The sequence below is a fragment of the Primorskyibacter sp. S87 genome (genome assembly GCF_049801055.1).
Classification (GTDB): domain Bacteria; phylum Pseudomonadota; class Alphaproteobacteria; order Rhodobacterales; family Rhodobacteraceae; genus JBNAGF01.
Window position 1 is genome coordinate 89,135 of the sequence record NZ_JBNAGF010000012.1, and the last position, 26,100, is coordinate 115,234.

The following is a 26,100-nucleotide window of genomic DNA, read 5'->3' on the forward strand; positions in this document are numbered from 1 at the left end:
GTGGTTGTGATTATCCTTTATGCTCCACCTGTTATGGGGGGGCGGGGCGTCAGTATCAAGATCTGCCGCCGCAGCTGTCAGGCGGTGTCGTCCTGCCGATCACGCGCCAGCGGGTGATGTTCCAGCACAAGTTCCGCCAATCTTTCATCGAGAACATGGGTGTAGATCTCGGTTGTGGACACATCCGCATGGCCCAGCAATGTCTGGATTGCCCGCAGATCGGCACCATTCGCAAGCAGGTGGGTAGCAAAGGCATGGCGCAGTGTATGCGGTGTCACCTTGTCCGGAGAGACACCGCCCGTCACGGCAAGTTCCTTGATCAGCAGATAGAACCGGTGCCGGGTCAGGTGTCCTGCCTTGCCGCGTGACGGGAACAGGAAGCGGGACGGGGTTGCACCCTTTTCAGCCGCCTTTTCCTCGGTTGTGTCACGGGTGGTCAGCCACAGCGCCAACGCCTCGCGCGCCGGCGGAGAGAGCGGCACCATGCGCTCCTTGCCGCCCTTGCCCAGCACCAGCAGCATCTGAGGATCGCCGCGGGCGGAACTTACGGGCAGCGACACCAGTTCGCTGACCCGCATTCCGGTGGCGTAAAGCAGCTCCATCAGACAGGTGTTCCGAATGCGGTCGGAGCGGTTGCGCCCGGTTTCGCGGGCAGCTTGCAGTAGTCGGTCGACCTCGACCACTTCAAGGGTTTTGGGCAGGCGTTTCTCTCGTCCCGGCCCCCGTATCTGGATGGCGGGGTTGTCTTCGCGCCAGCCTTCGTCAAAGGCAAAGCGGTAGATCTGCTTGATCGCAGAAAGCCGCCGGGCCCGTGTCGACCGGGCTAGCCCCTGATCGGAACACGAGATCAGATAGGCCTCGACATCGTCACGATCGGCGGTTTCAAGATGCAGGTTGCGATGGGCCATCCACGCGCAGAAATCCTTGAGATCTCGCCCGTAAGCCAGCTGGGTATTGGTGGCGGCTCCCAGCTCTGCAGCCTGTGCGTCAAGAAAGGTCGAGATCCACTGGTCCATGTGTTGCGGTGCACGCATGGGTTACTCCTGCCCGAGAATCATCAATTGCAGCGCGGCGCGGCGCGCGGTGTCTTCAAGGCCGATGCTGCGGAAGGTGGCAAGCGCCGCTGACAGGTTTGCGGGGTTGCCGCGGGCGCCTTTGTCGAACAGCAGCATGGTTTCCAGAATCGCCTCCCCAAGACGGCCTGAACTGATCAAGTCCTGCAAGTTGGGAGGAACGACTGCGCCCTGTGCAAAGCCATCTGAAATTGCTTCCGCCAGCTCGCCCGGCGGAAGGGCGCGCCCCGGATTGCCCTGTGCCAGCGCGGCGAGAAACGCAATGCGGGGCGTGTTCTGCGGCGGGCGACGCGAGGCCGCCTCGTAGTCGCGCGACAATAGCCGGATCTCCCAGGCTAGCTGCGCGGCGGTTGCATCTGGAATGCGTTGCCGGGAAAGTTGCTCAAAGAACAATTCGGCAAATGCCACTTCCAGTCCGGCCGCTCGCATGGCGTCCCATGCAGGTTGCAGGGTTTTGGCAATCGCGGTACCGCTGCGGGACGCCAGTGCGGTGTCGAAGCGTTGCACGGCCTCGACCCGATCCCAGACCCCGCCCGAAGCAGCGGGCAGGCGTTCGGTGTATAGCCCCAGCAACCGGTTTGGCCCCAGGGCGCCAATCCGGGTCAGCCGTTCGGCGGCTTCGATCTGGGCTTTCCAGCCTGCCACATCCCGCAGGTCTGCAGTGGCGAACGCCCGCGGTAGAGATGCGGTCGGAAGCCGTTCACCAATGGTTTCATACAGCCGGAACGTCAGCGGATCCGGGCGGCTTGGCGGGGGCAGCATTGGGGCGCCCTCATAGATGTCGGGGCTCAGGAAACGATCGAGCAAATCCAACGTGGCCGGCGGCAGCAGCTCAAGCGCATGAGCGGTCTCCAGCAAGAGAGCGGCGGTCTGCCAGTCTCCGCGCCGGGCATTGCAAAAAACCAGATCCGCATAGCCTCGGGCCAGATGCGGTTGTTCCGCCAGAACTGCGCAGGCCTTGTCCTCGTCCCCTGTCAGCAGCGTTGCGTCGAACCAGCGCGAGAACCGATCCCGGCTATTGGTTGGGCCAGCTAGTTGAACCAGTGCCTGTGCCGGATCGGTGGCCCCAAGCGCGATCAGTCGGTCGATTCGCGCGGCAAGCAGGCTCTCGGCGGCGGCTTTCTGTGATGGCGGGCGCGTCTCGGACAACAGCAACGAATACAGAAGCGTCTGCATGGCCGGACTGTCACGGACCGGCACCTGCGCGATCAGTTCGGCCAGTGTCTCGGCATCCGAAGTCAGCCAGAGATCAACCGGCAACCCGGTCGCTTGCGACGATACCAGCCCCAGCGGAGGCGCCAAGGCAGCCAACGGGGTCACCTCGATTGACGGACCGGCCCCGGACGGAGCGACCGGAGGTTCAAGCAAAACCGTGTTCGGCAGGTCGACAGCCGTGTTCTGTCCCAACCAGTCGATCACCGACAGCGGCGAAGATTGCGTTTTTTGCGTCTGCGCGGAAACGGGACCGGCATGCAAGGCCCCGGCGATCAGGAGCAGGGCTGTTCCGGTTCGCATACTCAGTTCGATTCCAGCGTCACCGGCACACGGATTTCTTCTTGCGCGGGTGAAAAGTCCACCCCGAACAGAGGGCCGATATAGGCGTAGCCAACCAGCCCGATGAATACCAGACACACCAAATACACCAGAAATTTGATCAAGCGCCCCATGGTTCTTTTTTTGCCCCTCATTCTGCTCTTTTGTCCAAGTTATATATGGCCTTTTCCACAAGATCACGTCATTCACGTAAGAATGAGCGGAAATGAGCAAAAAACCGGCACCCGGCCTGTCGAGATCCCCGTTTACACGCTGAAAAAGACCGTGGCGATGGTGGGCATGATGGGGGCTGGAAAGACTGCGGTGGGCCGGGCGCTCGCGGCCAGGCTGGGTGTGCCGTTTCTGGATAGCGATGCCGAGATCGAGGCCGCTGCCAACATGACCATTCCCGAGATCTTTTCCCGTGACGGTGAACCGTTCTTTCGCGAAAAGGAATCGCAAGTGATTTCCCGGCTGCTCGACGAAGAGCGGGGAATTCTGTCCACTGGAGGCGGTGCCTATCTGGCCGACCGCAACCGGCAGATGATTTCCGACCGCGGCGTTGCGATCTGGCTCAAGGCGGATCTCGAGGTGCTGTGGAACCGGGTCAAGCACAAGGATACCCGCCCGTTGCTGCGCACCTCGGACCCGCGTGCGACATTGCGGGATCTGTATGAAGCGCGCGTGCCGCTTTACTCCAAGGCGGATCTTACGGTCACGTCCGACGGGCAGGCCGCGATCGAGGAAATGGTGGACCGGGTGATTGCCGTGCTTCTCACCCGCCCGGACGTTCTTGAACAGGGTTGAAGATGGAAAATACCGTTCACGTTGAACTGGGGTCGCGTTCCTATGACGTGGTCATCGGACCGGGGCTGCTGGATCAGGCGGGCCCGCGCATCGCACCGCTGCTGCGACGGCCGCGTGTGGCGGTCATCAGCGACGAAAACGTTGCCGCGTTGCATCTGGATGCGTTGCGGGCCGGGCTGTCGACTGCGGGCCTCGAGATGGTCTCGATGGAGCTGCCGGCTGGTGAAGCAACAAAAAGCTGGCCGCATTTTGAACGCGCTGTGGAATGGCTGCTGGAACAGAAGATCGAGCGCAACGACGTGGTGATCGCCTTTGGCGGCGGAGTGATCGGAGACCTTGTCGGGTTTGCCGCCGCGGTTCTGCGCCGGGGGATCAGGTTCGTTCAGATCCCGACCTCGCTGCTGGCGCAGGTCGACAGCTCGGTGGGGGGCAAGACCGGGATCAACGCGCCGCAGGGTAAGAACTTGATCGGTGCATTTCACCAGCCGTCTCTGGTTCTGGCCGATACCGCCGTTCTAGGCACTCTGACTGCGCGGGATTTTCTTGCCGGTTACGGCGAGGTCGTGAAATACGGCCTGCTGGGCGACGCCGCGTTCTTTGACTGGCTCGAAAAACAGGGGCCGGCGCTTGCTGCGGGCGACATGCAGGCGCGTGTTCAGGCGGTGACCCGTTCGGTGCAAATGAAGGCCGATATCGTTGCCCGCGATGAAACCGAGCAGGGCGACCGGGCGTTGCTGAACCTTGGACATACATTTTGTCACGCGCTGGAGGCAGCCACGGGTTATTCTGATCGGCTGCTGCATGGTGAGGGCGTGGCGATCGGCTGCGCGCTGGCATTTGAACTGTCGGCGCGGCTCGGGCTTTGCGCGCAGGAGGATCCCTCCCGTGTACGGGTGCACCTCAAGGCGATGGGCATGAAGACGGATCTGGCCGACATACCCGGTGATCTGCCCGGCGCCGACGCCTTGCTTGGGCTGATGGCGCAGGACAAGAAGGTGGTCGACGGCCAGTTGCGGTTCATTCTGGCACGCGGCATCGGGCAGGCGTTCGTTACCGGCGATGTTCCGGGTGATGCTGTGCTTGAAATTCTTGAGGATGCGCTGGCAACCTGTTGAAAAAAGAAGCCTTAGCGCCCTTGGAGCACCATCAATTCCCCGACATTTTCACGCGTGATGTAACCGGTTAGATGCCCGCTTTCGGTGCAGACCGCCACCGCGGGAGCACCGGTGTGCAGCGTGTCCAGCACCTGTTCCAGCCCGGTCAGGAGGCTAACGGTCGGGATCTGCGTTTCCGCGATGGACGACACCGCCTGCAGTCTGGATCCGTCCCCGGCCAGCGCGGCAAACAGCGCCTCGCGGGTCAGAAACCCGAGCAGCCGACCGTTCGGGTCAAGAATGGGAAACTCGTGCTGGGTGGTGCGGATCACGGCGTTGGCTGCAACATCGAGTGTATCCTCGGGATGCAGCGATTCGAACCGTGTGATCATGGCGTCGCGCGCCAGAACACGCCTTGCTGCCGCACGCATGGCGACATCCTGGCTTTCGGCATTGGCGGCCACGAATACAAAGAGCGCGATCAGAACCAGAACCGGATTGCCACCGGACAATCCGGCGAACCCGAGCCCAAAGGCGACCACTTGACCGGCGATCGCCGCCCATCGGGTGGCGGTTACCCGATCGGTCCAAAGGCACAGAAAAGCGCGGAACACGCGACCGCCATCCATCGGAAAGGCCGGGATCATGTTGAACACGGCCAGAAACAGGTTCACGATGGCCAGCCGCTGCAGAAAGCCCGGGCCGGTGCTGTCGATCACGGCGAGATCGTCGACCGAGATCCCGGCGCCGAAAACCACAACCAAAAGGGCCCATATCACGATATTCACGGCCGGACCGGCCAGCGCCACGGCGATCTCGCGGCGCGGATTCTCGGGCATCCGTTCCAGCCGTGCCAGTCCTCCGATCGGAAGCAGCGTGATGTCCGGCGTTGCGATCCCATAACGGCGTGCCATCAGCGCATGGCCAAACTCATGGGCGACAACACAGGCAAATAGCGCGATGACGAACAGAATGTTCTCGATCGCCCCCGGCAGACCGGCCTCGGAATAGGCGGCAAAGCCGACCCATGCCAGCAACAGGAAGAACGTGACATGCACCCTCAGGTCCGAGCCGAGAATGCGTCCGATGGAAAAGGACCAGGTCATGCGGCGTGTCCTCGGTTCGGAGATACTGCCCGGATGATACTCTGCTCCGGAATTTGCCGCATCCCCTGTTGAGAGGGTCTGCCGCAGCGTTTCGGGCGGGCGGCAACGGCAACGAAAAACCCCGCCGTTTGGGGCGGGGTTTGGTCTTGTCGACACGGGACCCGATATTAGAACGGGATCTCGTCGTCGTCGATGCTGCTGGACGCCGGCCGACCACCGCCCTGCGACGGGGCGCTGCCGCCATAGGGGTCGCCCTGTGGTCCGCCGCCATACGGGTCGTCCTGCTGGCCGCCATAACCGCCGCCGGACTGACCGCCATAGCCTCCTCCGCCACCGCCATCACGACCATCCAGCATGACCAGCGTGGCATCAAAGCCCTGCAGAACAACCTCGGTCGAATACCTGTCCTGTCCCGACTGGTCCTGCCACTTGCGGGTCTGCAGCTTGCCTTCGAGATACACCTTGGACCCCTTTCGCAGATACTGCTCTGCGACCCGGACAAGGCCCTCCGAGAAAATCGCCACCGAATGCCACTCGGTGCGTTCGCGGCGTTCACCGGTGTTGCGGTCTTTCCATGTTTCGGACGTGGCGATGCGCAAATTGCACACCTTGCCGCCGTTCTGGAAAGACCTCACCTCGGGGTCGCGGCCCAGATTTCCGATCAGAATGACTTTGTTTACTGAGCCTGCCATGGATGTTCCCCGCTTTCATTCTTTTGCTCGTGTGTGCCGCGCTCCGGACCGGCGGTGCCGACGGGCGCAGCCCGGGGCGCCGAATCTGCCCCGCTGTCGCGCCAATCTATACCGCGTGGGGCAGGCGAAACCAGAGCCACCGTTGCAAAAATCTGCTACCGGGCAGGGTGCCTCGGTTCGGGGATCTTCCAACCCTGCTTCACTTCGTATATATTCGTTTCCAGTTTTAAGGTTATTGTCTGAATAGGGTCCACCCACGAACCATGCGCAGGTTTCTATCCGGCATTGTTGTCGCGTCGCTCGTGATTGGGCCCGCTGCGCAGGCCGACATGTTCTCGACCAAGAACCGTCGCGACATCTTCCGGTCGCAGGCGCGTGTGCTCGATACCCGTGCGGCGACGCAGTATTCGGGATCGGAACGGTTACGACCGAACTATCTCAAGGGCGATTCCGGCGGCAATCTTCGGTATGCCGGCAAGTACAAGGGCCAGTATCTCGGTATGGCGCGCGAGGCCGCCCGGCGTCACAAGGTGCCTGAGGAACTGTTCCTGAGACTTGTTCAGCAGGAATCAAACTGGAACCCGCGGGCGAAATCGCACAAGGGCGCGCTTGGCCTTGCGCAGTTGATGCCGGCGACCGCGCGGGCGATGGGCGTCGACCCGCTGGATCCGTACCAGAACCTCGACGGTGGTGCGCGGTATCTCAAGCGCCAGTATCGTAAATTCAAGTCGTGGCGTCTTGCTCTGGCGGCCTACAACGCCGGTCCGGATGCTGTGAAGAAATACAAAGGCGTTCCACCCTATAAAGAGACCCAGAACTATGTTCGGGTCATCTGGGGAAGTTGACCGGCACTTGCGTCAAATCAAATCCTGAGTGAAATACCTTGATAAAGTCGAGGAAAGCGACTCGATCTTTTGTTCAGGAGCCATCATGCTGCCAAAACACGCGATCTACACCCGTATATGTGCTGTTCTGCTGACATGCTGGCCGATTGGTGGGCTGGCTGCGCCCTTTGAGAGCGAGGAAGCCTTGGGCGAAGCTCTGTTCTTTGACGAGAACCTGTCGCTGAACCGAACACAATCCTGTGCCACCTGCCATGATCCCGAGGCCGGATTTGCGGACCCTAGGGAAACCGCCGCAGGGCGCGCGGTTTCATTGGGTGATGATGGCGTCTCGTTGGGCGATCGCAGCGCTCCTACGGCCGCCTATGCCGCTTTTGCTCCGGGGTTTCATCAGAATGATGAGGGGAAATGGGTTGGCGGGCTGTTCTGGGATGGCCGTGCCGACAGCCTCGAGGCGCAGGCCGGAGGACCGCCGCTCAACCCGATCGAGATGGGGATGCCCGGCAAGCCCGCCGTTGTCGCGCGCCTGCAGGAAAACGCCGATTACGTCGCCGCCATGCAGGCGCTGTTTGGGCCGAACATCTTTGCCGATCCGGACAAGGCTTATGATGCCATGACCCGGGCGATTGCCGCCTTTGAACGCACCGACCTGTTTGCTCCGTTCGACAGCAAGTATGACCGCTATCTGCGAGGGGAAACCATGCTGAGCGAGGACGAAGAGCTGGGCCGCGTCCTGTTCTTTTCGGAACAGTTCACCAACTGCAACCTGTGCCACCAGTTGAAACAGAGCCCGATGGATCCGGCTGAAACCTTTACCAATTACGAACACCACAATATCGGTGTTCCGGTCAATGAAGCGGCCCGCGCTGTGAACGGGGCCAAGGGGCCGGATCTTGGGTTGCTGGCCAATCCGCTGGTGGATGACGGGGCGCAAGGCGGCAAGTTCAGAACGCCCACGCTGCGAAACGTGGCGGTGACCGGGCCATATATGCACAACGGCGTGTTCGCGGATCTCCGCACCGTCATGCTGTTTTACAACAAGTACAACACCAAGGCCGAAGCCCGTCAGATCAATCCGGAAACCGGCAAGCCGTTTGCCTGGCCGGAAATTCCACATACGCTTGCGGTCAAGGAACTGACGCATGGACCTGCGCTGGACGACCGCCGGATCGACGCGCTGGTGGCATTTCTGAAAACCCTCACAGATGCCCGCTATGAACATCTGCTGGAGGAATGATCCCCCGAAGTCAGCGCCCTGAATTCGCCCGAAAACATTATCACATCACGAAACCGGGATCTGGTAGCGCCTGAGAAATTCAACCATGAGGTCCGGTGCCTTGGGCCAGCTATAAAGCCCTTTGTCCCGCCAACTTATGGTGTTTAGTGCGTTCAGGTTTTCTCCGACCCACCCGACCAGCTCGTCATGCGGAACTAGGTACCGTTCGCCACCATGCGTGATGTCGAGCGTCGCGCCACGCCCCAGCATCTTCTTTTCAATCAATGGGCGGTTTGTGGCCCTCGGATTGTCAGTGAACTTTCCCATACCAGTTCAAGACCTCTATTCAGCCGCCACCTTGATAACCGGGGTCATTTCCGCCAGTGCTGCATCGTCGAGATGGCACTTGATCTGATGGCCATCCTGCAGCGTTCGGACCGGTGGCACCTCGCGGTCACACAGGCCGCCCGCGACCTTGGATTTCCAGCGGCAGCGCGTCTGGAACGGGCAGCCCGGCGGTGGGCTCATTGCCGAAGGAATGTCGCCTTCGAGGACGATATGTTCCTTTTCGATCGAAGTATCAGCAATCGGCACAGCCGATAGCAGGGCTTCGGTATAGGGGTGATAGGGCGGGGCAAAGACCTGATCGGTTGTTCCCAGTTCCACCACATGCCCGAGATACATCACCATCACCCGGTCCGAGAGATAGCGCACGATGGAAAGGTCGTGGCTGATGAACAGAAGCGTGGTCTTGTGTTCGCGCTGGATCTCCATCAGCAGATCCGTCACCGCCGCCTGAACACTGACGTCCAGCGCCGAAACCGGCTCGTCCGCGACAACGATCCGGGCGTCGCCGGCAAAGGCGCGGGCGATTCCAACACGTTGTTTCTGTCCGCCCGAAAGCTGTCTCGGCATCCGTTCTGCAAAGGCGCGGGGCAGTTTCACCAGATCCAGCAACTCCAGCATCCGCTTGCGCCGGTCCGCCTCGCTCTTGCCAACCCCGAAGATCTCCAGCGCCCGTATGATTTGGCGCCCGACGGTCATGGACGGATTCAGCGTGTCGAACGGGTTCTGGAACACCATCTGCACGTCCGCAACTGTCTGGGTGTCGCGCTCTTCGATTGGAATGCCTTCGATCGAGCGGTTGTCGAGCAGGATGGCTCCGTCCGTGGCAGTCTCTAGCCCCATCAGAACTTTGGCAAAGGTCGACTTGCCGCAACCGGATTCCCCGACAATGGCCAACGTTTCGGATTCGCGGGCTTCAAACGAAAGGGTCTCGTTGGCCTTCACGACCTTCTTCTCGCCGCCTCCGAACAACGCATTGGCTGCCACCTCATAGTATTTCTTGAGGTTTTCCATCTTGAGCACGACATTGCCGACTTCGGCTTTTTCCTTCTGGGCTTCGGCCACAAGGGGCGCGTCCCAGTCGATTTCACCGAACTTCAGGCAACGTGTGTGATGGCGGTCATTGTCCGGAACCGCCTCCATCTGGATCTCCTGCGCGTCGCAGCGGCCAGCTTCGAAATAATCACAGCGCGGGCCGAAATTGCAGCCCGGCGGGCGTTCGTGCGGCAACGGGAAATTGCCCGGAATGGCCACAAGGGGGCGGGCGGTCTTGTCCGCGCCAGGCAGGGGGATCGACCGGAACAGGGCCTGCGTGTAAGGGTGGCGCATTTCATCGAACACATCTTCGATCGAACCGCGCTCCACCGCCTCGCCGGAGTACATCACGCATAACCGGTCGCAGGTTTCCAGCACCAGCCCCAGATTGTGGCTGATGAACAGCATCGACGTGCCGTATTTCTTTCCAAGGTCCTTGACCAGTTCGACCACTGCGGCTTCGACCGTCACATCAAGCGCCGTTGTCGGTTCGTCAAGGATCAGCAGCGCCGGTTTCGACATCAGTGCCATTGCGATCACAATCCGCTGCTGCTGCCCACCCGACAGCTGGTGCGGGAAGCTGTTCAGCATTCGCTCGGGGTCGGGCAAGCGCACGTCGGTCACCACTTCGAGTGCGCGTTTGCGGGCCTCCACGGCACCAACGCCTTCGTGGATCATCGGCACTTCCATCAGTTGCTTACCGATCTTCATTGCCGGGTTCAGCGAGGCCATCGGTTCCTGATAGATCATGGCGATCTCGTTGCCGCGAATGTCGCGCAGTTCTTCGGGCGTCATTTGCGACATGTCGCGCCCCTTGAACTTGATCGACCCACCAACGATACGGCCGTTCTTGCCAAGATCCTGCATCACGCCCAGCGCCACGGTGGATTTGCCGCATCCCGATTCTCCGACAAGTCCGACCGCTTCGCCCGGTTGCACCGCGACCGAGAAATCCATCACTGCCGGAATCTCCCGAAGCCGGGTAAAAAACGAAATCGAGAGCTTGTCGATCTCGAGTATCGGGCCGTCATACTCCGCCAGTTTGCTCATCTTTCTTATACTCCCAGACAAAATTGGCATGTGCACAATTTCATCTTTTCGAAAATACTCCGGGGGTCCGGGGGGCTGGCCCCCCGGCCTCTATCACATCAGTCCTTCAGGCTTTCTTCTCGCAAGCCATCGGCAAGCAGGTTCAGACCCAGCACAAGCGACAGCAGCGCCAACGCCGGGGGCAGGGCAGGGTGCAGGTAAATCGACAGGAGCTTGCGCCCCTCGTTGATGGTCGACCCCCAGTCGGGGCTTTCCGGCGGCAGGCCGAGGCCAAAGAAGCCCAATGTGCCGAGCAGGATCGTGGTATAGCCGATCCGCAGGCAGAAATCGACGATCAGCGGGCCGCGCGCATTGGGGAGTATCTCCCACAGCATGATATACCATGTGCCTTCGCCACGGGTTTGAGCGGCGGCCACATAGTCGCGGGTCTTGATATCCATGGCCAGCCCCCGCACGATGCGGAACACCGTGGGTGAATTGACGAACACCACCGATACAAACACCACGAGAATGCCCCCGGGGATGTCGAACAGATCGAGCGCTTTGGGCAGGCCGGGTATGCTATGGCCCTTGGTCTGCACAAGATAGCCGTCGGTCGAGATCAGCGACAGATAAAGCCATATCGAAACGCCGAGAACAGCCGTCAGCAGCGGGTTTCGGAACCGTGGCTGTGTATAGAAGCGCGAGTTCAGCAGCACTGCCATGAACAGGATCGGAAAAATGAACAAGACCATTGCCATATAGTTCGGCACGCCGGTAGCAACGATCTCGGGGGTCACCAGCAGGTAGAACAGCAGAATGACCGGAAAGGCGAGGATCAGGTTGGCAAGAAAGGACAGCAACGTGTCCAGCCGACCTCCGAAATACCCGGCGGGAAGACCCAGCGTGATGCCCACCATAAAGGCGAACATCGTGGCCAATGGCGCGATCTGAACCACCACCCAGGCGCCTTTGATCACCCGGCTGAATACGTCGCGGGCAAGGTTGTCGCCGCCGAGCAGATACCACGGGTATTGTCCGTCCTCGAGGTTTGGCAGCGGCGTTCCTGGGACCTTGTTCTTCAGCCCGGAAACCTGCGTCAGCGGGTCATGTGTGACGATCAGGTCCATGGCGCCGAAAATGCCGACGAACACCCAGAACATGACAAGGCCAAACCCGATCATTCCGATCGGACTGTCGAAAAGTTTGCCGTAAAGACCTAGCCTGCGTTTGAAGGCCAGCGACACTGCGTAGAGGATGATCAGCGCAAGGAAAACCGGGCTCAGACGCGATGAAATCTCTCCGACGATGCCGGATGCTTGCGGTCCGGTGAGGATACCAAGCGCCACGTAAAGAATAATGACGACGATGACCCCCAGCAAACTCAGCCGCAGCAGCGATTGCAGCAGCCCCTGCGGGAGGCTCTGCGCAGCCAAGCCAAGCATCGCACCTAGCACGAACATGGCTCCGGCTTGTACCCAGGCACCACCGAGCCCGGAAATCATATCCGGTGTTGCGATGGCGCCAACGATCCAGCAGAGCAGGCCAAAGACGACCCCGCCGGCAACAGTGGCAGACATCCCGAAACTTGGCCCGGAATCGGGTCCAGGCCCGGTTGTGCGGGCCAGCGCCGCCTGCGGCGACAGGGATTTCACGATGCCACCACAGGCGGACAGCGCCAGAAGCAGCGATGTCACCAAAAGCAGCGGGTTGAGAAAACTACCGAGCGATCCGGTCCAGCTGAGAGGTTCCATGTCTCCGATCCTCCCTTATGAAATCCGAATGCGCGGGTTGAGATAGACATAGCCGATATCCGAAATCAGCTGTGTCACCAGCACCACAAAGACCGATACGACTGACACTGCCAGCAGAAGCTGGATGTCATTGTTGCCGGCAGCTTGAACAAGAACCCATCCAAAGCCCTTGTAGTTAAAGAGTGTTTCCACGATCACCACGCCGTTCAGCAGCCAGGGAAACTGGAGCATGATGACGGTGAAAGGGGCGATCAGCGCGTTACGCAGAGCGTGCTTCATCACGATGTTTGGAAAACTGACCCCCTTGAGTCGGGCGGTGCGGACATATTGTGCCGTCATCACCTCGGTCATCGAAGCCCGCGTCATTCGGGCAATGTAACCCATGCCATATAGCGAGATGGTCAGAACCGGCAGGAAGAAGTTTTCAAATGTCGGATTGTCCATTGCCGATGTGGCAGTGCCCTTGAACCATTTCAGCCCGACCGTGGAGGATGTGAACACGGCGATGAATATGACGCCTGACACATATTCCGGCGTTGCGGTGGTGATGATTGAAAAGGTGGAAAGCGTGCGGTCCAGCGGTGAGCCTTCGCGCATGCCGGCCAGAACCCCGACCAACAGCGCCGATGGCACCATCAACATCAGCACCCAGAACATCAGGTATCCTGTATTGCCCAGCCGCACCGAAACAATGGTCGAAACCTCGTCCTTGAATACGGTGGAATAACCCCAGTTGCCCTGCAGGAGACCGCAGAATTTCGGCGTCGTTTCGGGGGTCGATCCGGGGCGGACACAGGTGCCGACAAACTGCCCGTCGGCCGTCGTGTTCCGGAAACCCGGAACCGCCCCAAGCCACTGACCGTACTGGGACAGCAGAGGCTGATCATAGCCTCGGTTTTCCAGCCATGTCGCAACCTGTTCATCGCTCATCCGCTGGTTGCCCTGCGTTTTGGCGAGCTTTTCGAGGTTGGGATAAAGATTGGTCAGAAAGAAGACAACGAAAGTCAGGCACAATGCCGTAAGCAGCATTACTCCGAACCGTCTGAGTATGAAGAGTCCCATGATCCCCCCTGATGGTCAGGTCTCTCCGCAGTACGGGCGGCCGTTTTCGGCTTCGATCATCCGGTCAGGAAACCGGGCGACTGCGGTTGAAGGGTATGCCCACGCTGCGGCGGACATACCGTTTTTCTGTTCATGTCAGTCGGATCAGGCTGCCCAGCCCCACTTGTAGTGGTGATGCTCGAACGAGACATGCATTTCTGTTCCCACCAGACCCTCTTTCATGTGGCGGTAAAGGGCGCGCCAGTAGGGTTGGATGGTCACGCCTTCGGCCTGGATCAGCGCCATGCCTTTTGCGGCGACCTCGGAACGTTTCTTGGCGTCGGCTATTGCCAGCGCCTCGGTCAGAATGGCGTCGAAATCCGGGTTCGACCAACCGAACTCGTTCCACGCCTCGCCGGATTTATAGGCCAGCGCCCAGATTTGCACGCCGAGCGGGCGATGGTTCCAGTTGGTTGAGCTATAGGGATATTTCGTCCAATCGTTCCAGAAGGTATTGCCCGGAAGAACTGTCCGTTTGACCTTGAAGCCCGCATCACGCAGCTGTGCTGCCACAGCATCTGTCGTGTTGCGCCGCCAATCGTCGTCAATCGAGATAATTTCATGCTCGTAGTCGGCCATTCCGGCTTCTTCCATGAGCTTCATCGCCCCGGCCGGATCGGCAGCCTGTTTGGGCAGTTCCGCGTATTCCGGGTGAATCGGTCCGACATGGTGGTTTTCGGCAACCGCGCCGCGCCCGCCATAACCCAGTTCAAGGCAGACAGAATTGTCGACCGCCATGGCCAGCGCCTTGCGAACCCGCGCATCGGCATAGGGCTGTTTGCCATCGACCTCGGCAAGCTGGTTGGGGCGCACGACAATGGTGCCCATGGTCACCACTTCGGACTTGGCGAATCCCAGCCCGTCCATCACGTCGATAAACTCGCCCACGGACTCATGCAGCATGTCAACTTCTTCGGACTCCAGTGCCGCCAGCCATGCCGAAGGATCGGTGCCATAGTCGATATATTCGATACGATCGAGTGTCGGCGCACCGAACACCGCATCCCCCCACCACTGGTGATCTTCGTTCAGGACGAGAACACATTTCACCCCGACTTCGAGGGTCTCGATCTTGTAGGGACCAGTGCCGACATTGTTGGTCAGATCGTTCTCGCTGAACGAGCTGTGCACGATCGCCGCCGGATAGTCCGACATGCCGGCAATCAGCGAGATGTCGGATTTCGGCAGGTTCAGTTTGACCGTATTGCTGTCGACAACTTCGATTGCACCATCAATGGCCTGACCCGACGCTTCGTCGATCAGCGTCGCAAAGCGGCCTGCCATCGAATTGGTTTCCGAGGCCTTGTCGCACCAGCGCGCGATGTTGCGGGCGACGTCTTCGGCGGTGAAGGCATCCCCGTTGTTCCATGTGACGCCTTGCCGGACATTGAGCGTGTAAACCGTCGCGTCTTCATTGATTTCCCAGCCTTCCAGCAACATACCCCGGAAGGTCCCGTCGGAATTGTATTCGACGAGGTATTCCAGGGTGCCGCGGCTCTGGTTGCCCATTTCGGACCAGTCATAAGTCCGCGGGTCCTTGAGGGCGCGCACACTGGCCTGAACCCGCAAGGTTCCGCCCTGCGCGCGCTCGGTCGCAGCCTGTACCGGGCTGGAGGCGCCAATCATGCCGTAGGCTGCGGCGGCCGACACGCCAAAGGTTGTTGCGCGGGTCAGGAATTCGCGGCGGTCCATGTGACCTTCGCGATATTCGCGCGCGTACATTTCAGCCGCCGGATGCACCGGTTTGCCGTTGATTGTCTTTTCAGTCATTGAGTTCTCCCTGGAATTCATTCGAGACATATGCGTGGCGCGGCTTGGGTCTGTAACCTGCCGTTTCTTCGTGTGATCTTGCCGATTTCGTTTCGGTAGCACGCATCCCCATGCCACAATACGGCACGAGAAAAGAGCACGCGTCAACGTCTGCTTTCGTCAATTCTTTGTAAGAAAACGACATGCGAGTGTAAAAAAAGCGACCTGCGAGGGCCCATTTCAGGCGCTCTTGCTGGCCTTGGACATGGCAGATTTGCGCAGCGCACTGGGTGTTGTTCCACAGTGTTGCTGGATGAAACGGGTAAAGTAGGCGGCACTGCCGAAACCCAGATGCCGGGCGATATCCTGCGCAGGGACCGATGTTGCGATCAGTAGGCTGCGGGCGGCATGCAATGTGCGCTGGGTCAGGAGGGCCGAGGCGGTGAGGCCGGTTTGGGCCCGGCAAACCCGGTTCAGATGTGTCGGTGTGACATCAAGCGCCTCGGCATGGCTGGAGACACCGCCAGGTTCGCCATAATGGGTAACGAGCCGCTGGAAGTAGCTGCGGGTCAACCGGCGCGCAGCGCTTGATCGGGAATGGGCAAGGGCGTTTTCGTCCAGGTGGCGGCGGAGCCATACCGCAACGAGGTAGCCATATGCCTCAAGCGCACTTTCGCATAGCGGACGCTGCGCATTCTGTTCCCGGCCCATCGCCTCGATCAGCGCTGTCAGTTCCGCCTGTCCGGACACATCCCGGATCCGCAGATGCAGCAGACTTTGGGGCAGGGTTATGCCGGTATTGGGGGGAATCAGAAGTGCCTGGCCAAACCCCTGCCGGCCGACATCGAGCATCATCAAGTGGCGGGCCGGGATGAACAGGGCGTTGTGGGCGCCAATGCCGTGCCGTGCCCCGTCGAACAGCGCCACGCCTTGCCCGCGTGTGAACCAGACCAGAACATGGCTGGGGCGGTCGTGCACAAGTTCGAGCTGCCATGCCCCGCCCGCGCTTAGCTGCGCCAGCGTCATCAGCTTCAAAGTGGCGTCGTCGCCGTGGTGATCGGCAGGATCGAATTTCATTGTCGTAATCCGGCGGGTTTTCCGGTTAGGTTCTTGCCGAATCAAAACATTTCAATTGCTTGCGTGCAACCGTGCAGAATCCGGAATCATCCCGTGGGCGAAATCCGGTGCCAATTGGCCATACGGGACCGGAACCATGTTCGCTGTCGCTTGGCGAACTGCCGCGTCGCGATAGCGGCCCGGTCTCGGGCGGTCTCCAGATCCATCTGTCCGGTGAGATAGCTCATCAGTTCCGGCACGCCGATGGCCTTGCAGGAAGGCAAGGCAGGATCATACCGGTCCCGCATCGCCGCAACTTCTTCCAGCGCGCCTTGCTCCAGCATGAGGTCGAACCTTCTTCTGATGCGCTCTTCAAGCCATTGCTTGTCGGTGTCGAATACGATCGGCACGGCCTGGTCGATTGGCAGAACCGGCGGGGGCGTGTCGTCCTGCCACGCGCAGAGCGGACGTCCGGTGGCGCGCTGAACCTCCCATGCGCGTTGAACACGCGCGCGGTTGCGACAGTCGATGCGGGCGGCGGTTTCCGGATCCACTTCGCTCAACAATTCTTCCAGAATCATCCCGTCTGCCTCGGCCCGGATCTCCGGCGGTGTTGCGGGGATATCTGCCATACCTTCCGTCAGCGAAGAAAAGTAGAGCCCGGTGCCGCCAACGATAATCGGACGGTCGCGGCCGCCGAGCAGGGGGGTCACTTCGCGCAGCCAATGCCCGGCGGAATAGGGCGCGTCATAGGGTTGATGGCCGTAAAGCAGGTGCGGAGCCCGGGCTTCGTCTTCGATCGAGGGTCGCGCCGTAACTACACGCCAGCAGTCATAGACCTGACTGGCATCGGCATTGATGATCGTACCGCCAAACCGCTCGGCAACTTCAAGCGCAAGGGCCGATTTGCCCGACGCGGTCGGTCCTGCGATCAGCACCGGCAACCCGGTCGAGAGCCCCGGCAGGTCGGCATAGTCGGCCGGTCCGCGGAGAGGCTGTCTGTTTTGTGTATGTGCCACCGATGGCCCTCCGCGTGACCGTTCTTTTTGCCCCGGCCGTTTCCTGTTGGATGGCGCATTGCACCCGGCGGCGATTTCCTTCATTTTGCCGGCCGAAATTAACCCTTTGCCAGCCCGGAGCGCAACATGACCACTTCCGATACATTGGTGACCGAAACCGTCGCCGACCCCGAGGTCGCTGAAACCAAATACAGCCGTGTGTTGCTCAAGATTTCGGGTGAAGCCCTAATGGGCGACCAAGGGTTTGGTCTGCACCCCCCGACGGTGCAACGGATCGCCGAAGAAGTGAAGACAGTGCATGATATGGGTGTCGAGATCTGCATGGTGATCGGCGGCGGCAATATCTTCCGGGGCTTGCAGGGGTCGGCTCAGGGGATGGAACGCACAACGGCCGACTACATGGGAATGCTTGCAACCGTGATGAACGCGCTGGCAATGCAATCCGCGCTTGAGGAAATCGGCGTATTCACCCGGGTCATTTCGGCGATTCCGATGGATCAGGTCTGCGAGCCCTATATTCGACGCCGTGCAGTGCGGCACCTCGAAAAGAAACGGGTCTGCATTTTTGCAGCCGGGACCGGAAACCCGTACTTTACCACCGACACGGCGGCCACGCTGCGGGCCAATGAGATGGGTTGCGAAGCGATCTTCAAGGGAACCAAGGTGGATGGCGTCTATGACAAGGATCCGGTGAAGTTTCCCGACGCCCAACGCTATGACGTTGTCAGCTATGATGACGTTTTGGCCAAGCGGCTGGGTGTGATGGACGCCTCGGCCATTGCTCTGGCGCGCGACAACAACCTGCCGATCATTGTATTTTCGCTAGATGAGCCGGGCGGTTTCCGGGGAATCCTTGCAGGAAAGGGCACATACACCAAGGTCGAGGGCTGACGGAGCAGTCCGGTCGGGCGCCTGCGGCGGGGAGCTGATTTGCGTTGACGCGCGGAATGCGAGGCGCTGCCTCGCGCTCCGGAGTACTTCAAAAAGGATGAAGAAGCGGCAGCTTTTGCAGGCAGATCAGCGCGATATGCGGGATCGGGCGGCGGATTGCCCTCTCGTCTTTGCCGGATATCCGGGGCAAGATTGCTATACATTGCGGGGGCAATGGCTTATGAGCCTCCGACAGATCATCTACAGATCACCTGAAGACGGGGAGACAGAGCAGCATGTCTGACGATTTCGAACTGGACACCGATGACCTTCAGCGCCGCATGGATGGCGCAATGGCCAATCTAAAAACCGAATTCGCATCGCTTAGAACCGGGCGCGCATCGGCTTCGATGCTGGAACCTGTGATGGTCGATGCCTACGGCTCAATGACGCCGATCAATCAGGTCGGGACGGTGAATGTTCCCGAGCCGCGCATGGTGACCGTGAACGTCTGGGACAAGTCGTTGGTCAACAAGGTAGAAAAGGCAATCATGGAATCGGGTCTGGGCATCAATCCGCAGACCAATGGCACCATCGTCATGCTGCCGATCCCCGAACTCAACGAGGAGCGTCGCCGGGAACTTGGCAAGGTGGCCGGGCAATACGCCGAGCACGCCCGGGTCTCGATCCGGAATGTGCGCCGGGACGGCATGGACCAGATCAAGAAAGCCAAGAATGATGGTGAGATGTCCGAGGACGACCAGAAATTCTGGGAACAGGAAGTTCAGGAATTGACGGACAAGATGATCGCTGTCGTCGACACCGCGCTGGAAACGAAGCAATCCGAGATCATGCAGGTCTAAATCGGGATATCATGTCCATTCCCTCTCGCAAGGACAAACCGGCCGCCAGTTCGGCAACTCCCGAGACCTACCATGTCTCGGGGCCGCGTCATGTTGCAATCATCATGGATGGCAATGGTCGTTGGGCGCAGGCGCGTGGCCGACCTCGTCTGTTCGGGCATCATGCCGGGGCGAAACGGGTGCGCGAGATCGTCGAGGCCTGTCCGCGACTCGGCGTTCAGTATCTGACGATTTTCGCGTTTTCGACCGAGAATTGGAAACGAACTCAGGTCGAAGTCGCGGGGCTCATGAGCCTGTTTCGCAGGTATATTTCCCGCGAGATGCAGGCGCTTGCCGCCAAGAACGTGCGTGTGAGGTTCATCGGTGACCGGGAGCGACTGGATGCCAAGCTGACTGCCTTGATGGATCAGTTGGAACGTGCCACGGCCGGAAATGATGGCACGCAGCTGACCATTGCCCTAAACTATGGCGGACGGGACGAGGTGGCGCGGGCGACGCAGCGTCTTGCCGTCGATATTGCCAAGGGTCGATTGAACCCGGACGACGTGGACGAAGAAACACTGCCTCGGTATCTCGATACCTGCGTGCTTCCTGATCCGGATCTGGTAATCCGCACCAGCGGCGAGGCCCGGATCTCGAACTTTCTGCTCTGGCAGTCGGCCTATTCCGAGTACGAGTTCATCGACACGCTTTGGCCGGACTTCACCGAGCAGGAATTTGCGCGGCTATGTGACAAGTTCGGCAATCGCGACCGCCGGTTCGGGGCCGTGAAACTATGAATGAGGGGCGTTGGTCGGACCTGACACCGCGGATACTTTCGGCGGTGGTTCTGGTTGCCATTGGCGCCATTGAAGTCTGGCTGGGCGGGCTCTGGTTCGAAAGCTTCATTGCCGCCGCATGCGCGATCATGATCTGGGAATTGGTTCGGATGCTGGATCCTGACCGGCCGAGCGTGGCGATTCAGCTGGGGTTGTTGACCGGCGTGGCAGTTGTGGCCGCCTATCATTTGCCCGCGGTTTATCGTTTGCCAGTTCTGATAGCCCCGGCGCTGGTCGGGTTGGGGCAGGTAAGCAAAAACAGAAGACTGATTGCCGCTGGATCGCTCTGGATCGCGGCTGCCGGGCTCGGTTTCATCTCGATTCGCGAAACAATGGGGTTCGGCTGGATGCTGTGGCTGATCTCGGTTGTGGTTGCGACCGACGTTGCGGGGTATTTCTTTGGCAAAGCGCTTGGCGGGCCGAAATTCTGGCCGCGGGTCAGTCCGAAAAAGACATGGTCGGGAACGGCGGGCGGATGGTTCGCCGCGGCGCTGGTCGGGCTCGGATTTGCTCTGTATGGCGGTTTCGGCTTGCCCCTTGTGATCGTATCGGTGTTTGCCTCGATGGCAAGCCAGGCCGGTGACATCATGGAAAGCGCGGTAAAGCGCTATGCCGGCGTCAAGGACAGCTCAAACCTGATCCCGGGGCATGGTGGTTTTCTCGATCGCTTTGACGGAATGATGGGTGCTTCGGTATTTGTGCTCATCGCGGGTTTGTTCTACGCGCCCGGAGGAATGTGATGCAGAACGGGGTGCGCAGGGTTTCCATCTTCGGAGCGACCGGTTCCATCGGACAGAACACCATCGACCTGATTGCCCGTGATCTCGAACGCTATGACGTGGTCGCGCTGACTGGGGGCGGCAATATCGCCCAACTGGCGCAGGATGCGCGGCACCTGAAGGCCGATCTTGCGGTAACGGCCTATGAGGATAGGCTTTCCGATCTGCGCGACGCGCTTGCCGGAAGCGGTATCGAGGCCGCTGCAGGGCAGGGCGCCCTGATAGAGGCCGGAGCCCGGCCAGCCGATTGGGTGATGTCTGCCATCGTCGGTGCTGCCGGGCTGGCACCAGGTCTGGAGGCGTTGAAACAAGGGGCGACGCTGGCGCTCGCCAACAAGGAATCGCTGGTCTGCGCGGGAACTTTGGTGCTGGATACGGCGCGCGCGCATGGCGCTCGGCTGTTGCCGGTCGATAGCGAGCATTCGGCGGTGTTTCAGGCGCTTGTGGGTGAGGATATGAGCGCGGTCGAGCGCATCGTCATCACGGCCAGCGGTGGCGCCTTCAGAGATTGGCCATTAGAAGCATTACGGCGGGCAACGCTCGAAGAAGCGTCTTCGCATCCGAATTGGAACATGGGACAGAGGATCACGATCGACAGTGCTTCCATGTTTAACAAGGCATTGGAGGTCATTGAAACACGGGAGTTTTTCGGCGTCGAGCCCGATCGTATCGAGGTTGTGGTTCATCCGGAATCCATCGTTCATGCATTGGTTGGTTTTCGCGACGGGGCGCTGATGGCGCACTTGGGCGCGCCGGATATGCGCCATGCCATTGGTTATGCGATGCATTGGCCGGATCGGCAGGATTTGCCGGTGCCGCGTTTGGATTTGGGTCAGGTGTCGCAGCTCAATTTCCGCCACCCCGACGACGCCCGTTACCCGGCGCTGCGTCTGGCACGCGCGGTGATGAAGCGCGGTGGGTTGTCAGGTGCAGTTTTTAATGCTGCCAAGGAGCGGGCGCTCGATGCATTCATTGCCGGCCGGATCGGATTTCTGGACATGGCTGCCACAGTTGAAGAGGTTTTGACCCGGTTTGAGGCGCATCCCGGTCTCATTGACGCCCAAATGACCCTTGATAATGTTTCTCAAACGGACACATTGGCCCGGAGATGGGCCGATGAGGTCATGCAAGTACGAGCAGGGTAAAACGGTTTGGACATAGTAACGCTGATCCCGCAATTCGGGGGACTCGCCTATACGATTCTGGCCTTTGTGGTCGCGCTCTCGGTCATAGTGGCCGTGCACGAATACGGGCATTACATTGTCGGCCGCTGGTCCGGAATCCATCCGGAAGTGTTTTCGCTGGGTTTCGGCCCGGTCCTGTGGAGCCGGGTAGACAAGCGCGGCACCCGGTGGCAGGTCGCGGCACTGCCGTTTGGTGGATACGTTAAATTCATGGGCGACGCTGATGCGGCCTCGGGCCGGGACAGCGAAACAATGGCCGAGATCTATCAGCGAAACCCGGAAGACCTACGCCACACCATGCACGGGGCGCCGCTTTGGGCACGCACCGCGACGGTTGCAGCCGGCCCAGTTTTTAATTTTGCCCTTTCCATCATTGTGTTCACAGCGATCTTCATGATCCGAGGTGTGGCCAGCGACCCGTTAACCGTCGGTTCGATCGAACCCCTTCCTGAAGCGGGTTACACGATAAAGCAGGGTGACGAGATTCTTTCGATTTCCAACCTGCCGACCCCGTCATTCGATGATGAGCAGGCATGGGAAGAGTTCACGGATGCGATTCCGGCCGAGCCGGTCCTGACCTATTCCGTCCGCCGCGACGGGCAGGAGATGGACGTGACCGGGCCGTATTTGTTTCCACCGCTGGTGCGCAATGTCGCGCCGCGCAGCGCCGCGATGGATATCAACATGGCACCGGGCGACGTGATCGTGGCCATCGATGGCGAGAATATCTTTTCGTTCGACGAATTGAAGGCGGCGGTCGAATCTTCGGACGGGCGCCCGCTTCAGCTGGATGTCTGGCGAGGCGGCAAGATCCTAGAATTTGTTCTGGCCCCGCGTCGTACCGACGAGCCCAATCCAGAAGGCGGCTTCATAACGCAGTGGCGGATCGGAATCGTAGGCGGCATGGCGTTTGATCCCGCGACCGAAACTGCCGGACCGATCGAAGGCTTGGTTGGCGGTGCCGAGCAGACATGGCGCATCATCACCAGTTCGCTGTCGGGGCTGTGGCACATGATCACCGGCGCGATCAGCACCTGCAATATTTCCGGCCCGATCGGGATCGCCGAAACCTCGGGTGCAATGGCGAGCCAGGGCGCGCAGAGCTTCATCTGGTTCATTGCGGTGCTGTCCACCGCAGTCGGGATGCTGAACCTGTTTCCGATTCCGGCGCTCGATGGCGGTCATCTCGTTTTCTACGCATACGAGGCGGTGACCGGCAAACCGCCCAGCGATTCAGCGCTGCGTATTCTTATGGCGATCGGCATCACCATGATCCTTTCGCTCATGGTGTTTTCTCTCGGCAACGATCTGTTCTGCTAGGTTCTTTCGGCACCTCTCTGCCATCTGCCTGCCCAAGTCCTGCCATATTCCCCGTCTAAATTTCCGCATGAAGGGGACGGAGCAGGCAGGGCCGTTGGTCTTGTCAAAGCAACGAATAGGAGAGTTCAGCCATGCAAACTTTGCAGCAATCATATCGTGGCCTGAGCCTGGTGCTGGAATTGAACTGGGACCGCCTTTTGAGCCTCGCGGCAATCTTTGGCGCACTCGCTCTGGGTGCCTGGTTGGGCAGTTTCTGAGCAGGTCGTTGGCGAGCCGGACTTCGGGTTGCTAAATTGCCCATGCATTTTGCCAAAAAGACGCGGTCCAAAGAGGCCGCGTTTTTCTTTGCGCTTTTGACAAAAGGGCTCATTCCCGCTAGTGACAATTCAAAGTCTGCAAAAAAAAGACATTGGGTGGAACATATGGGTTTGGGGCGAGCGGCAGGAATATCCTGCGTCGAGCGATCTGCAAAGGGCTACATGTTGTCCCTGGCAACATCGGCCGTTTTTCTTTTTATCACAGCATTTTTAGTGTCCTATCCGGGCTCGGCGGCAGCTCAGAATTACAGTTTCAATTCGGTTCAGGTTGAGGGAAACCAGCGGATCGAAACTGCTACAATCGTGAACTACGCGGGAATCGAACGGGGCAAGGCGGTCACCGGCGGGCAGCTGAACGACGCCTATCAGAGGATTCTCGGAAGCGGTGTGTTTCAGGATGTCGAACTGATCCCGCGCGGCAGCACACTGGTCATCAAAGTGACCGAATACCCGACGATCAACCGCATCAATTTCGAGGGCAACAAGCGAATCAAGGATGATACGCTTAAGGGTTTGGTCGAGTCGTCGTCGCGCCGCGTGTTCACGCCCGAAGCCGCCGAAAGGGACGCTGCCGTCATCGCGCAGGCCTATTCCCAGCAGGGTCGGGTTGCCGCAACGGTTACACCGCGGATCATTCGGCGCAATGACAACCGCGTCGACCTGATTTTTGAGATCTCCGAAGGCGACACGATCGAAATCGAACGGGTCAGCTTTGTTGGCAACCGTGTCTATTCCGACCGTCGCTTGCGTCGCGTTCTGGAGTCCAAGCAGGCCGGCCTGCTTCGCACTTTCATTCGCGCCGACACCTTCATCGAGGACCGGGTCGAATTCGACAAGCAGGTGCTAAGGGATTTCTATCTGTCCCGGGGCTATGTGGATTTCCGCGTCAACAGCGCGAATGCCGAATTTACCCAAGAGCGCGATGCGTTCTTCCTCGTGGTCGATGTAACCGAAGGGCAGCAATTCACCTTTGGCAACATCACCACGACCAGTGAAATGCCCGGTGTCGATGCCCAGCAGTTTCAGGAGTCGATCCGGATCAAGCCCGGCGTTGTCTATTCGCCAACTCATGTCGAGAACACCATCGCCCGTATGGAGCGACTGGCTGTCAACGAAGGCATCAACTTTCTGCGGGTCGAACCGCGTGTCACCCGCAATGACCGCGACCTGACGCTGGATGTGAACTTTGTGCTGACAAAAGGGCCGCGGATCTTCGTGCAGCGCATCGACATTGAAGGCAACACGACAACGCTCGACCGGGTTATTCGCCAGCAGTTCCGGTTCGTCGAGGGTGACCCGTTCAATCCAAGGGCCGTGCGAGCCAGTGCAGAGCGCATTCGTGCGTTGGGCTTCTTCTCGGCCTCTGACGTTCAGACACGCGAAGGCAGCACCCCCGATCAGGTCATCATCGATGTCGACGTGATCGAGCAACCGACCGGGTCGCTGAACCTTGGTGGTTCGTACTCGATCACCGATGGTTTCGGAATCGCGATCGGCCTGACCGAGGATAACTGGCTCGGCCGTGGGCAGCGCATGGCGCTGAACCTGTCGACCGCACAGCAAGCGGAAACCTATACGTTGGGTTTCACTGAACCATATCTTCTTGGCCGTGACCTCGTCTTTGATGTCGATCTGGGCCTGACGGGAACAAGCTCGAACTTTGCGCAGTATGATACCAAGCGGACATTCTTCCGCCCGCGCCTGACATTCAACACGGGCGAAGCGGCGTCGCTGCAGGTCAGTTACAACTGGAACCGGTCGGAAATGAAAGCCCGGAGCGGAAGCGATCCGGCAGATCCTCTGACAGGTCCGGTTGTCACCAGCGAAATTGCGCAAGGCAAGCTGTCTGCCAGCGCCATCGGTTTGCGCTATTTCTTTGATAGCCGGAAAATCGGGCTTGATCCCAATTCCGGGTATCGGTTCGAGATCGGGACAGAGTATGCCGGGCTTGGTGGTCAGAACGAGTATCTCAAGACCACGGGCAAGATCCTTGCACAGCGGTTGGTGCTGAGCGAGGAAGTAACCCTGCGCGCCAGTTTTGAAGCCGGTTCCTTCAACTGGCTCGGTAGCGGATCCAGCCGGTCTCTGGACCGCTTTGTTATCACGCCAGATGTGTTCCGTGGATTTGAACCCGGCGGTATCGGCCCGCGCGACCAATCTGCGCGTGTCAGCGGTGGCAACTATGACGACTTCCTTGGCGGTAACCTCTATGCTGTGGCCCGGCTTGAAGCGCAGTTCCCGCTGGGCCTGCCCGAGGAACTGGGTCTGCGCGGGGCGGCCTTCTATGATGTCGGCAACCTCTGGGATCTCAAGAACGTCAACACTACTGGCGCAAACGTGGTGGGTGCAGATGGCTCCTGGCGCCATGTGATCGGGGTATCGCTACTCTGGACTACGGGTTTCGGACCGCTTCGGTTCAACTTTACCAAGGCGCTCAGGAAGGAAGATTTCGACAAGGAACAGACCTTCGACCTGACGCTTCAGGCCCGTTTCTGACC

At 59.8% G+C, this 26,100-nt stretch carries 24 protein-coding genes; 12 read left to right on the forward strand and 12 right to left on the reverse strand.

Features of this window, described 5'->3' with window-relative positions:
- Positions 1-77: 77 nt before the first annotated feature.
- The 3 genes from ACP15U_RS17945 to ACP15U_RS17955 are packed head-to-tail and all read right to left on the reverse strand — an operon-like array spanning position 78 to position 2,740.
- The gene (locus ACP15U_RS17945) at positions 78-1,034 is read right to left on the reverse strand and encodes a site-specific tyrosine recombinase XerD (RefSeq protein ID WP_425046532.1); all 957 of its coding nucleotides are present in this window, start codon (positions 1,032-1,034) and stop codon (positions 78-80) included.
- Between the two features lie 3 nt (positions 1,035-1,037).
- Positions 1,038-2,588, reverse strand: a complete 1,551-nt coding sequence (locus ACP15U_RS17950; protein ID WP_425046533.1) for a hypothetical protein — start codon at positions 2,586-2,588, stop codon at positions 1,038-1,040.
- Between the two features lie 2 nt (positions 2,589-2,590).
- Positions 2,591-2,740 carry a hypothetical protein gene (locus tag ACP15U_RS17955; protein ID WP_425046534.1) on the reverse strand — a complete coding sequence of 50 codons (150 nt, stop codon included), beginning with the start codon at positions 2,738-2,740 and terminating at the stop codon, positions 2,591-2,593.
- Between the two features lie 82 nt (positions 2,741-2,822).
- Between ACP15U_RS17955 and ACP15U_RS17960 the strand changes: the two genes are divergently transcribed.
- Positions 2,823-3,413, forward strand: coding sequence for a shikimate kinase (locus tag ACP15U_RS17960; RefSeq protein WP_425046535.1), 591 nt, complete (start codon positions 2,823-2,825; stop codon positions 3,411-3,413).
- Positions 3,414-3,415: 2 nt separating this feature from the next.
- Positions 3,416-4,528 (forward strand): 3-dehydroquinate synthase, encoded by a 1,113-nt coding sequence (gene aroB, locus ACP15U_RS17965; protein ID WP_425046536.1) that lies wholly within the window; start codon positions 3,416-3,418, stop codon positions 4,526-4,528.
- A gap of 11 nt (positions 4,529-4,539) precedes the next feature.
- Here the strand turns inward: aroB and ACP15U_RS17970 are convergent, their stop codons facing one another.
- Together ACP15U_RS17970 and ssb are read right to left on the reverse strand one after the other, a co-directional pair.
- Entirely contained in the window at positions 4,540-5,613 is a 1,074-nt protein-coding gene (locus ACP15U_RS17970; protein WP_425046537.1) for a site-2 protease family protein, read from the reverse strand.
- A gap of 167 nt (positions 5,614-5,780) precedes the next feature.
- Positions 5,781-6,305, reverse strand: coding sequence for a single-stranded DNA-binding protein (gene ssb, locus ACP15U_RS17975; RefSeq protein WP_425046538.1), 525 nt, complete (start codon positions 6,303-6,305; stop codon positions 5,781-5,783).
- Between the two features lie 263 nt (positions 6,306-6,568).
- On the opposite strand from ssb, the gene ACP15U_RS17980 reads away from it, so the two are divergent.
- Complete coding sequence (locus ACP15U_RS17980) at positions 6,569-7,150, forward strand: lytic transglycosylase domain-containing protein (protein ID WP_425046539.1); 582 nt, start codon at positions 6,569-6,571, stop codon at positions 7,148-7,150.
- Between the two features lie 85 nt (positions 7,151-7,235).
- Positions 7,236-8,384 carry a cytochrome-c peroxidase gene (locus ACP15U_RS17985; RefSeq protein WP_425046540.1) on the forward strand — a complete coding sequence of 383 codons (1,149 nt, stop codon included), beginning with the start codon at positions 7,236-7,238 and terminating at the stop codon, positions 8,382-8,384.
- 45 nt (positions 8,385-8,429) lie between these two features.
- Here the strand turns inward: ACP15U_RS17985 and ACP15U_RS17990 are convergent, their stop codons facing one another.
- The 7 genes from ACP15U_RS17990 to miaA all read right to left on the reverse strand — a co-directional run bounded on the left by ACP15U_RS17990 (position 8,430) and on the right by miaA (position 17,451).
- Positions 8,430-8,690 carry a hypothetical protein gene (locus tag ACP15U_RS17990; RefSeq protein ID WP_425046541.1) on the reverse strand — a complete coding sequence of 87 codons (261 nt, stop codon included), beginning with the start codon at positions 8,688-8,690 and terminating at the stop codon, positions 8,430-8,432.
- Between the two features lie 15 nt (positions 8,691-8,705).
- On the reverse strand, positions 8,706-10,793 hold the full coding sequence (locus ACP15U_RS17995; protein ID WP_425046542.1) for a dipeptide ABC transporter ATP-binding protein: 2,088 nt from the start codon (positions 10,791-10,793) through the stop codon (positions 8,706-8,708).
- 98 nt (positions 10,794-10,891) lie between these two features.
- The gene (locus tag ACP15U_RS18000; RefSeq protein ID WP_425046543.1) at positions 10,892-12,526 is read right to left on the reverse strand and encodes an ABC transporter permease; all 1,635 of its coding nucleotides are present in this window, start codon (positions 12,524-12,526) and stop codon (positions 10,892-10,894) included.
- Between the two features lie 15 nt (positions 12,527-12,541).
- Complete coding sequence (locus ACP15U_RS18005; protein ID WP_425046544.1) at positions 12,542-13,588, reverse strand: ABC transporter permease; 1,047 nt, start codon at positions 13,586-13,588, stop codon at positions 12,542-12,544.
- A gap of 144 nt (positions 13,589-13,732) precedes the next feature.
- A complete protein-coding gene (locus tag ACP15U_RS18010; RefSeq protein ID WP_425046545.1) occupies positions 13,733-15,397 on the reverse strand; it encodes an ABC transporter substrate-binding protein in 1,665 nt (554 codons plus the stop codon).
- A gap of 219 nt (positions 15,398-15,616) precedes the next feature.
- Positions 15,617-16,453, reverse strand: coding sequence for a helix-turn-helix transcriptional regulator (locus ACP15U_RS18015; RefSeq protein WP_425046546.1), 837 nt, complete (start codon positions 16,451-16,453; stop codon positions 15,617-15,619).
- Positions 16,454-16,539: 86 nt separating this feature from the next.
- A complete protein-coding gene (gene miaA, locus ACP15U_RS18020; RefSeq protein ID WP_425046547.1) occupies positions 16,540-17,451 on the reverse strand; it encodes a tRNA (adenosine(37)-N6)-dimethylallyltransferase MiaA in 912 nt (303 codons plus the stop codon).
- 126 nt (positions 17,452-17,577) lie between these two features.
- Between miaA and pyrH the strand changes: the two genes are divergently transcribed.
- The 8 genes from pyrH (at position 17,578) to bamA (ending at position 26,098) form a co-directional block, all read left to right on the forward strand.
- Entirely contained in the window at positions 17,578-18,342 is a 765-nt protein-coding gene (gene pyrH, locus ACP15U_RS18025; protein ID WP_425046548.1) for a UMP kinase, read from the forward strand.
- Between the two features lie 275 nt (positions 18,343-18,617).
- Positions 18,618-19,184, forward strand: a complete 567-nt coding sequence (frr, locus tag ACP15U_RS18030; RefSeq protein ID WP_425046549.1) for a ribosome recycling factor — start codon at positions 18,618-18,620, stop codon at positions 19,182-19,184.
- A gap of 11 nt (positions 19,185-19,195) precedes the next feature.
- Entirely contained in the window at positions 19,196-19,963 is a 768-nt protein-coding gene (locus tag ACP15U_RS18035; protein WP_425046550.1) for an isoprenyl transferase, read from the forward strand.
- On the forward strand, positions 19,960-20,742 hold the full coding sequence (locus ACP15U_RS18040) for a phosphatidate cytidylyltransferase (RefSeq protein WP_425046551.1): 783 nt from the start codon (positions 19,960-19,962) through the stop codon (positions 20,740-20,742). The genes ACP15U_RS18035 and ACP15U_RS18040 overlap by 4 nt, the downstream gene beginning before the upstream one ends.
- Before the next feature lie 11 nt (positions 20,743-20,753).
- Positions 20,754-21,926, forward strand: a complete 1,173-nt coding sequence (dxr, locus tag ACP15U_RS18045) for a 1-deoxy-D-xylulose-5-phosphate reductoisomerase (RefSeq protein ID WP_425046593.1) — start codon at positions 20,754-20,756, stop codon at positions 21,924-21,926.
- Between the two features lie 6 nt (positions 21,927-21,932).
- Positions 21,933-23,285: an RIP metalloprotease RseP gene (gene rseP, locus ACP15U_RS18050; RefSeq protein WP_425046552.1), complete on the forward strand. Its 1,353-nt coding sequence runs from the start codon at positions 21,933-21,935 to the stop codon at positions 23,283-23,285.
- Between the two features lie 131 nt (positions 23,286-23,416).
- Positions 23,417-23,542 carry a hypothetical protein gene (locus ACP15U_RS18055; RefSeq protein WP_425046553.1) on the forward strand — a complete coding sequence of 42 codons (126 nt, stop codon included), beginning with the start codon at positions 23,417-23,419 and terminating at the stop codon, positions 23,540-23,542.
- A gap of 165 nt (positions 23,543-23,707) precedes the next feature.
- Positions 23,708-26,098: an outer membrane protein assembly factor BamA gene (gene bamA, locus ACP15U_RS18060; RefSeq protein ID WP_425046594.1), complete on the forward strand. Its 2,391-nt coding sequence runs from the start codon at positions 23,708-23,710 to the stop codon at positions 26,096-26,098.
- Positions 26,099-26,100 lie beyond the last annotated feature (2 nt).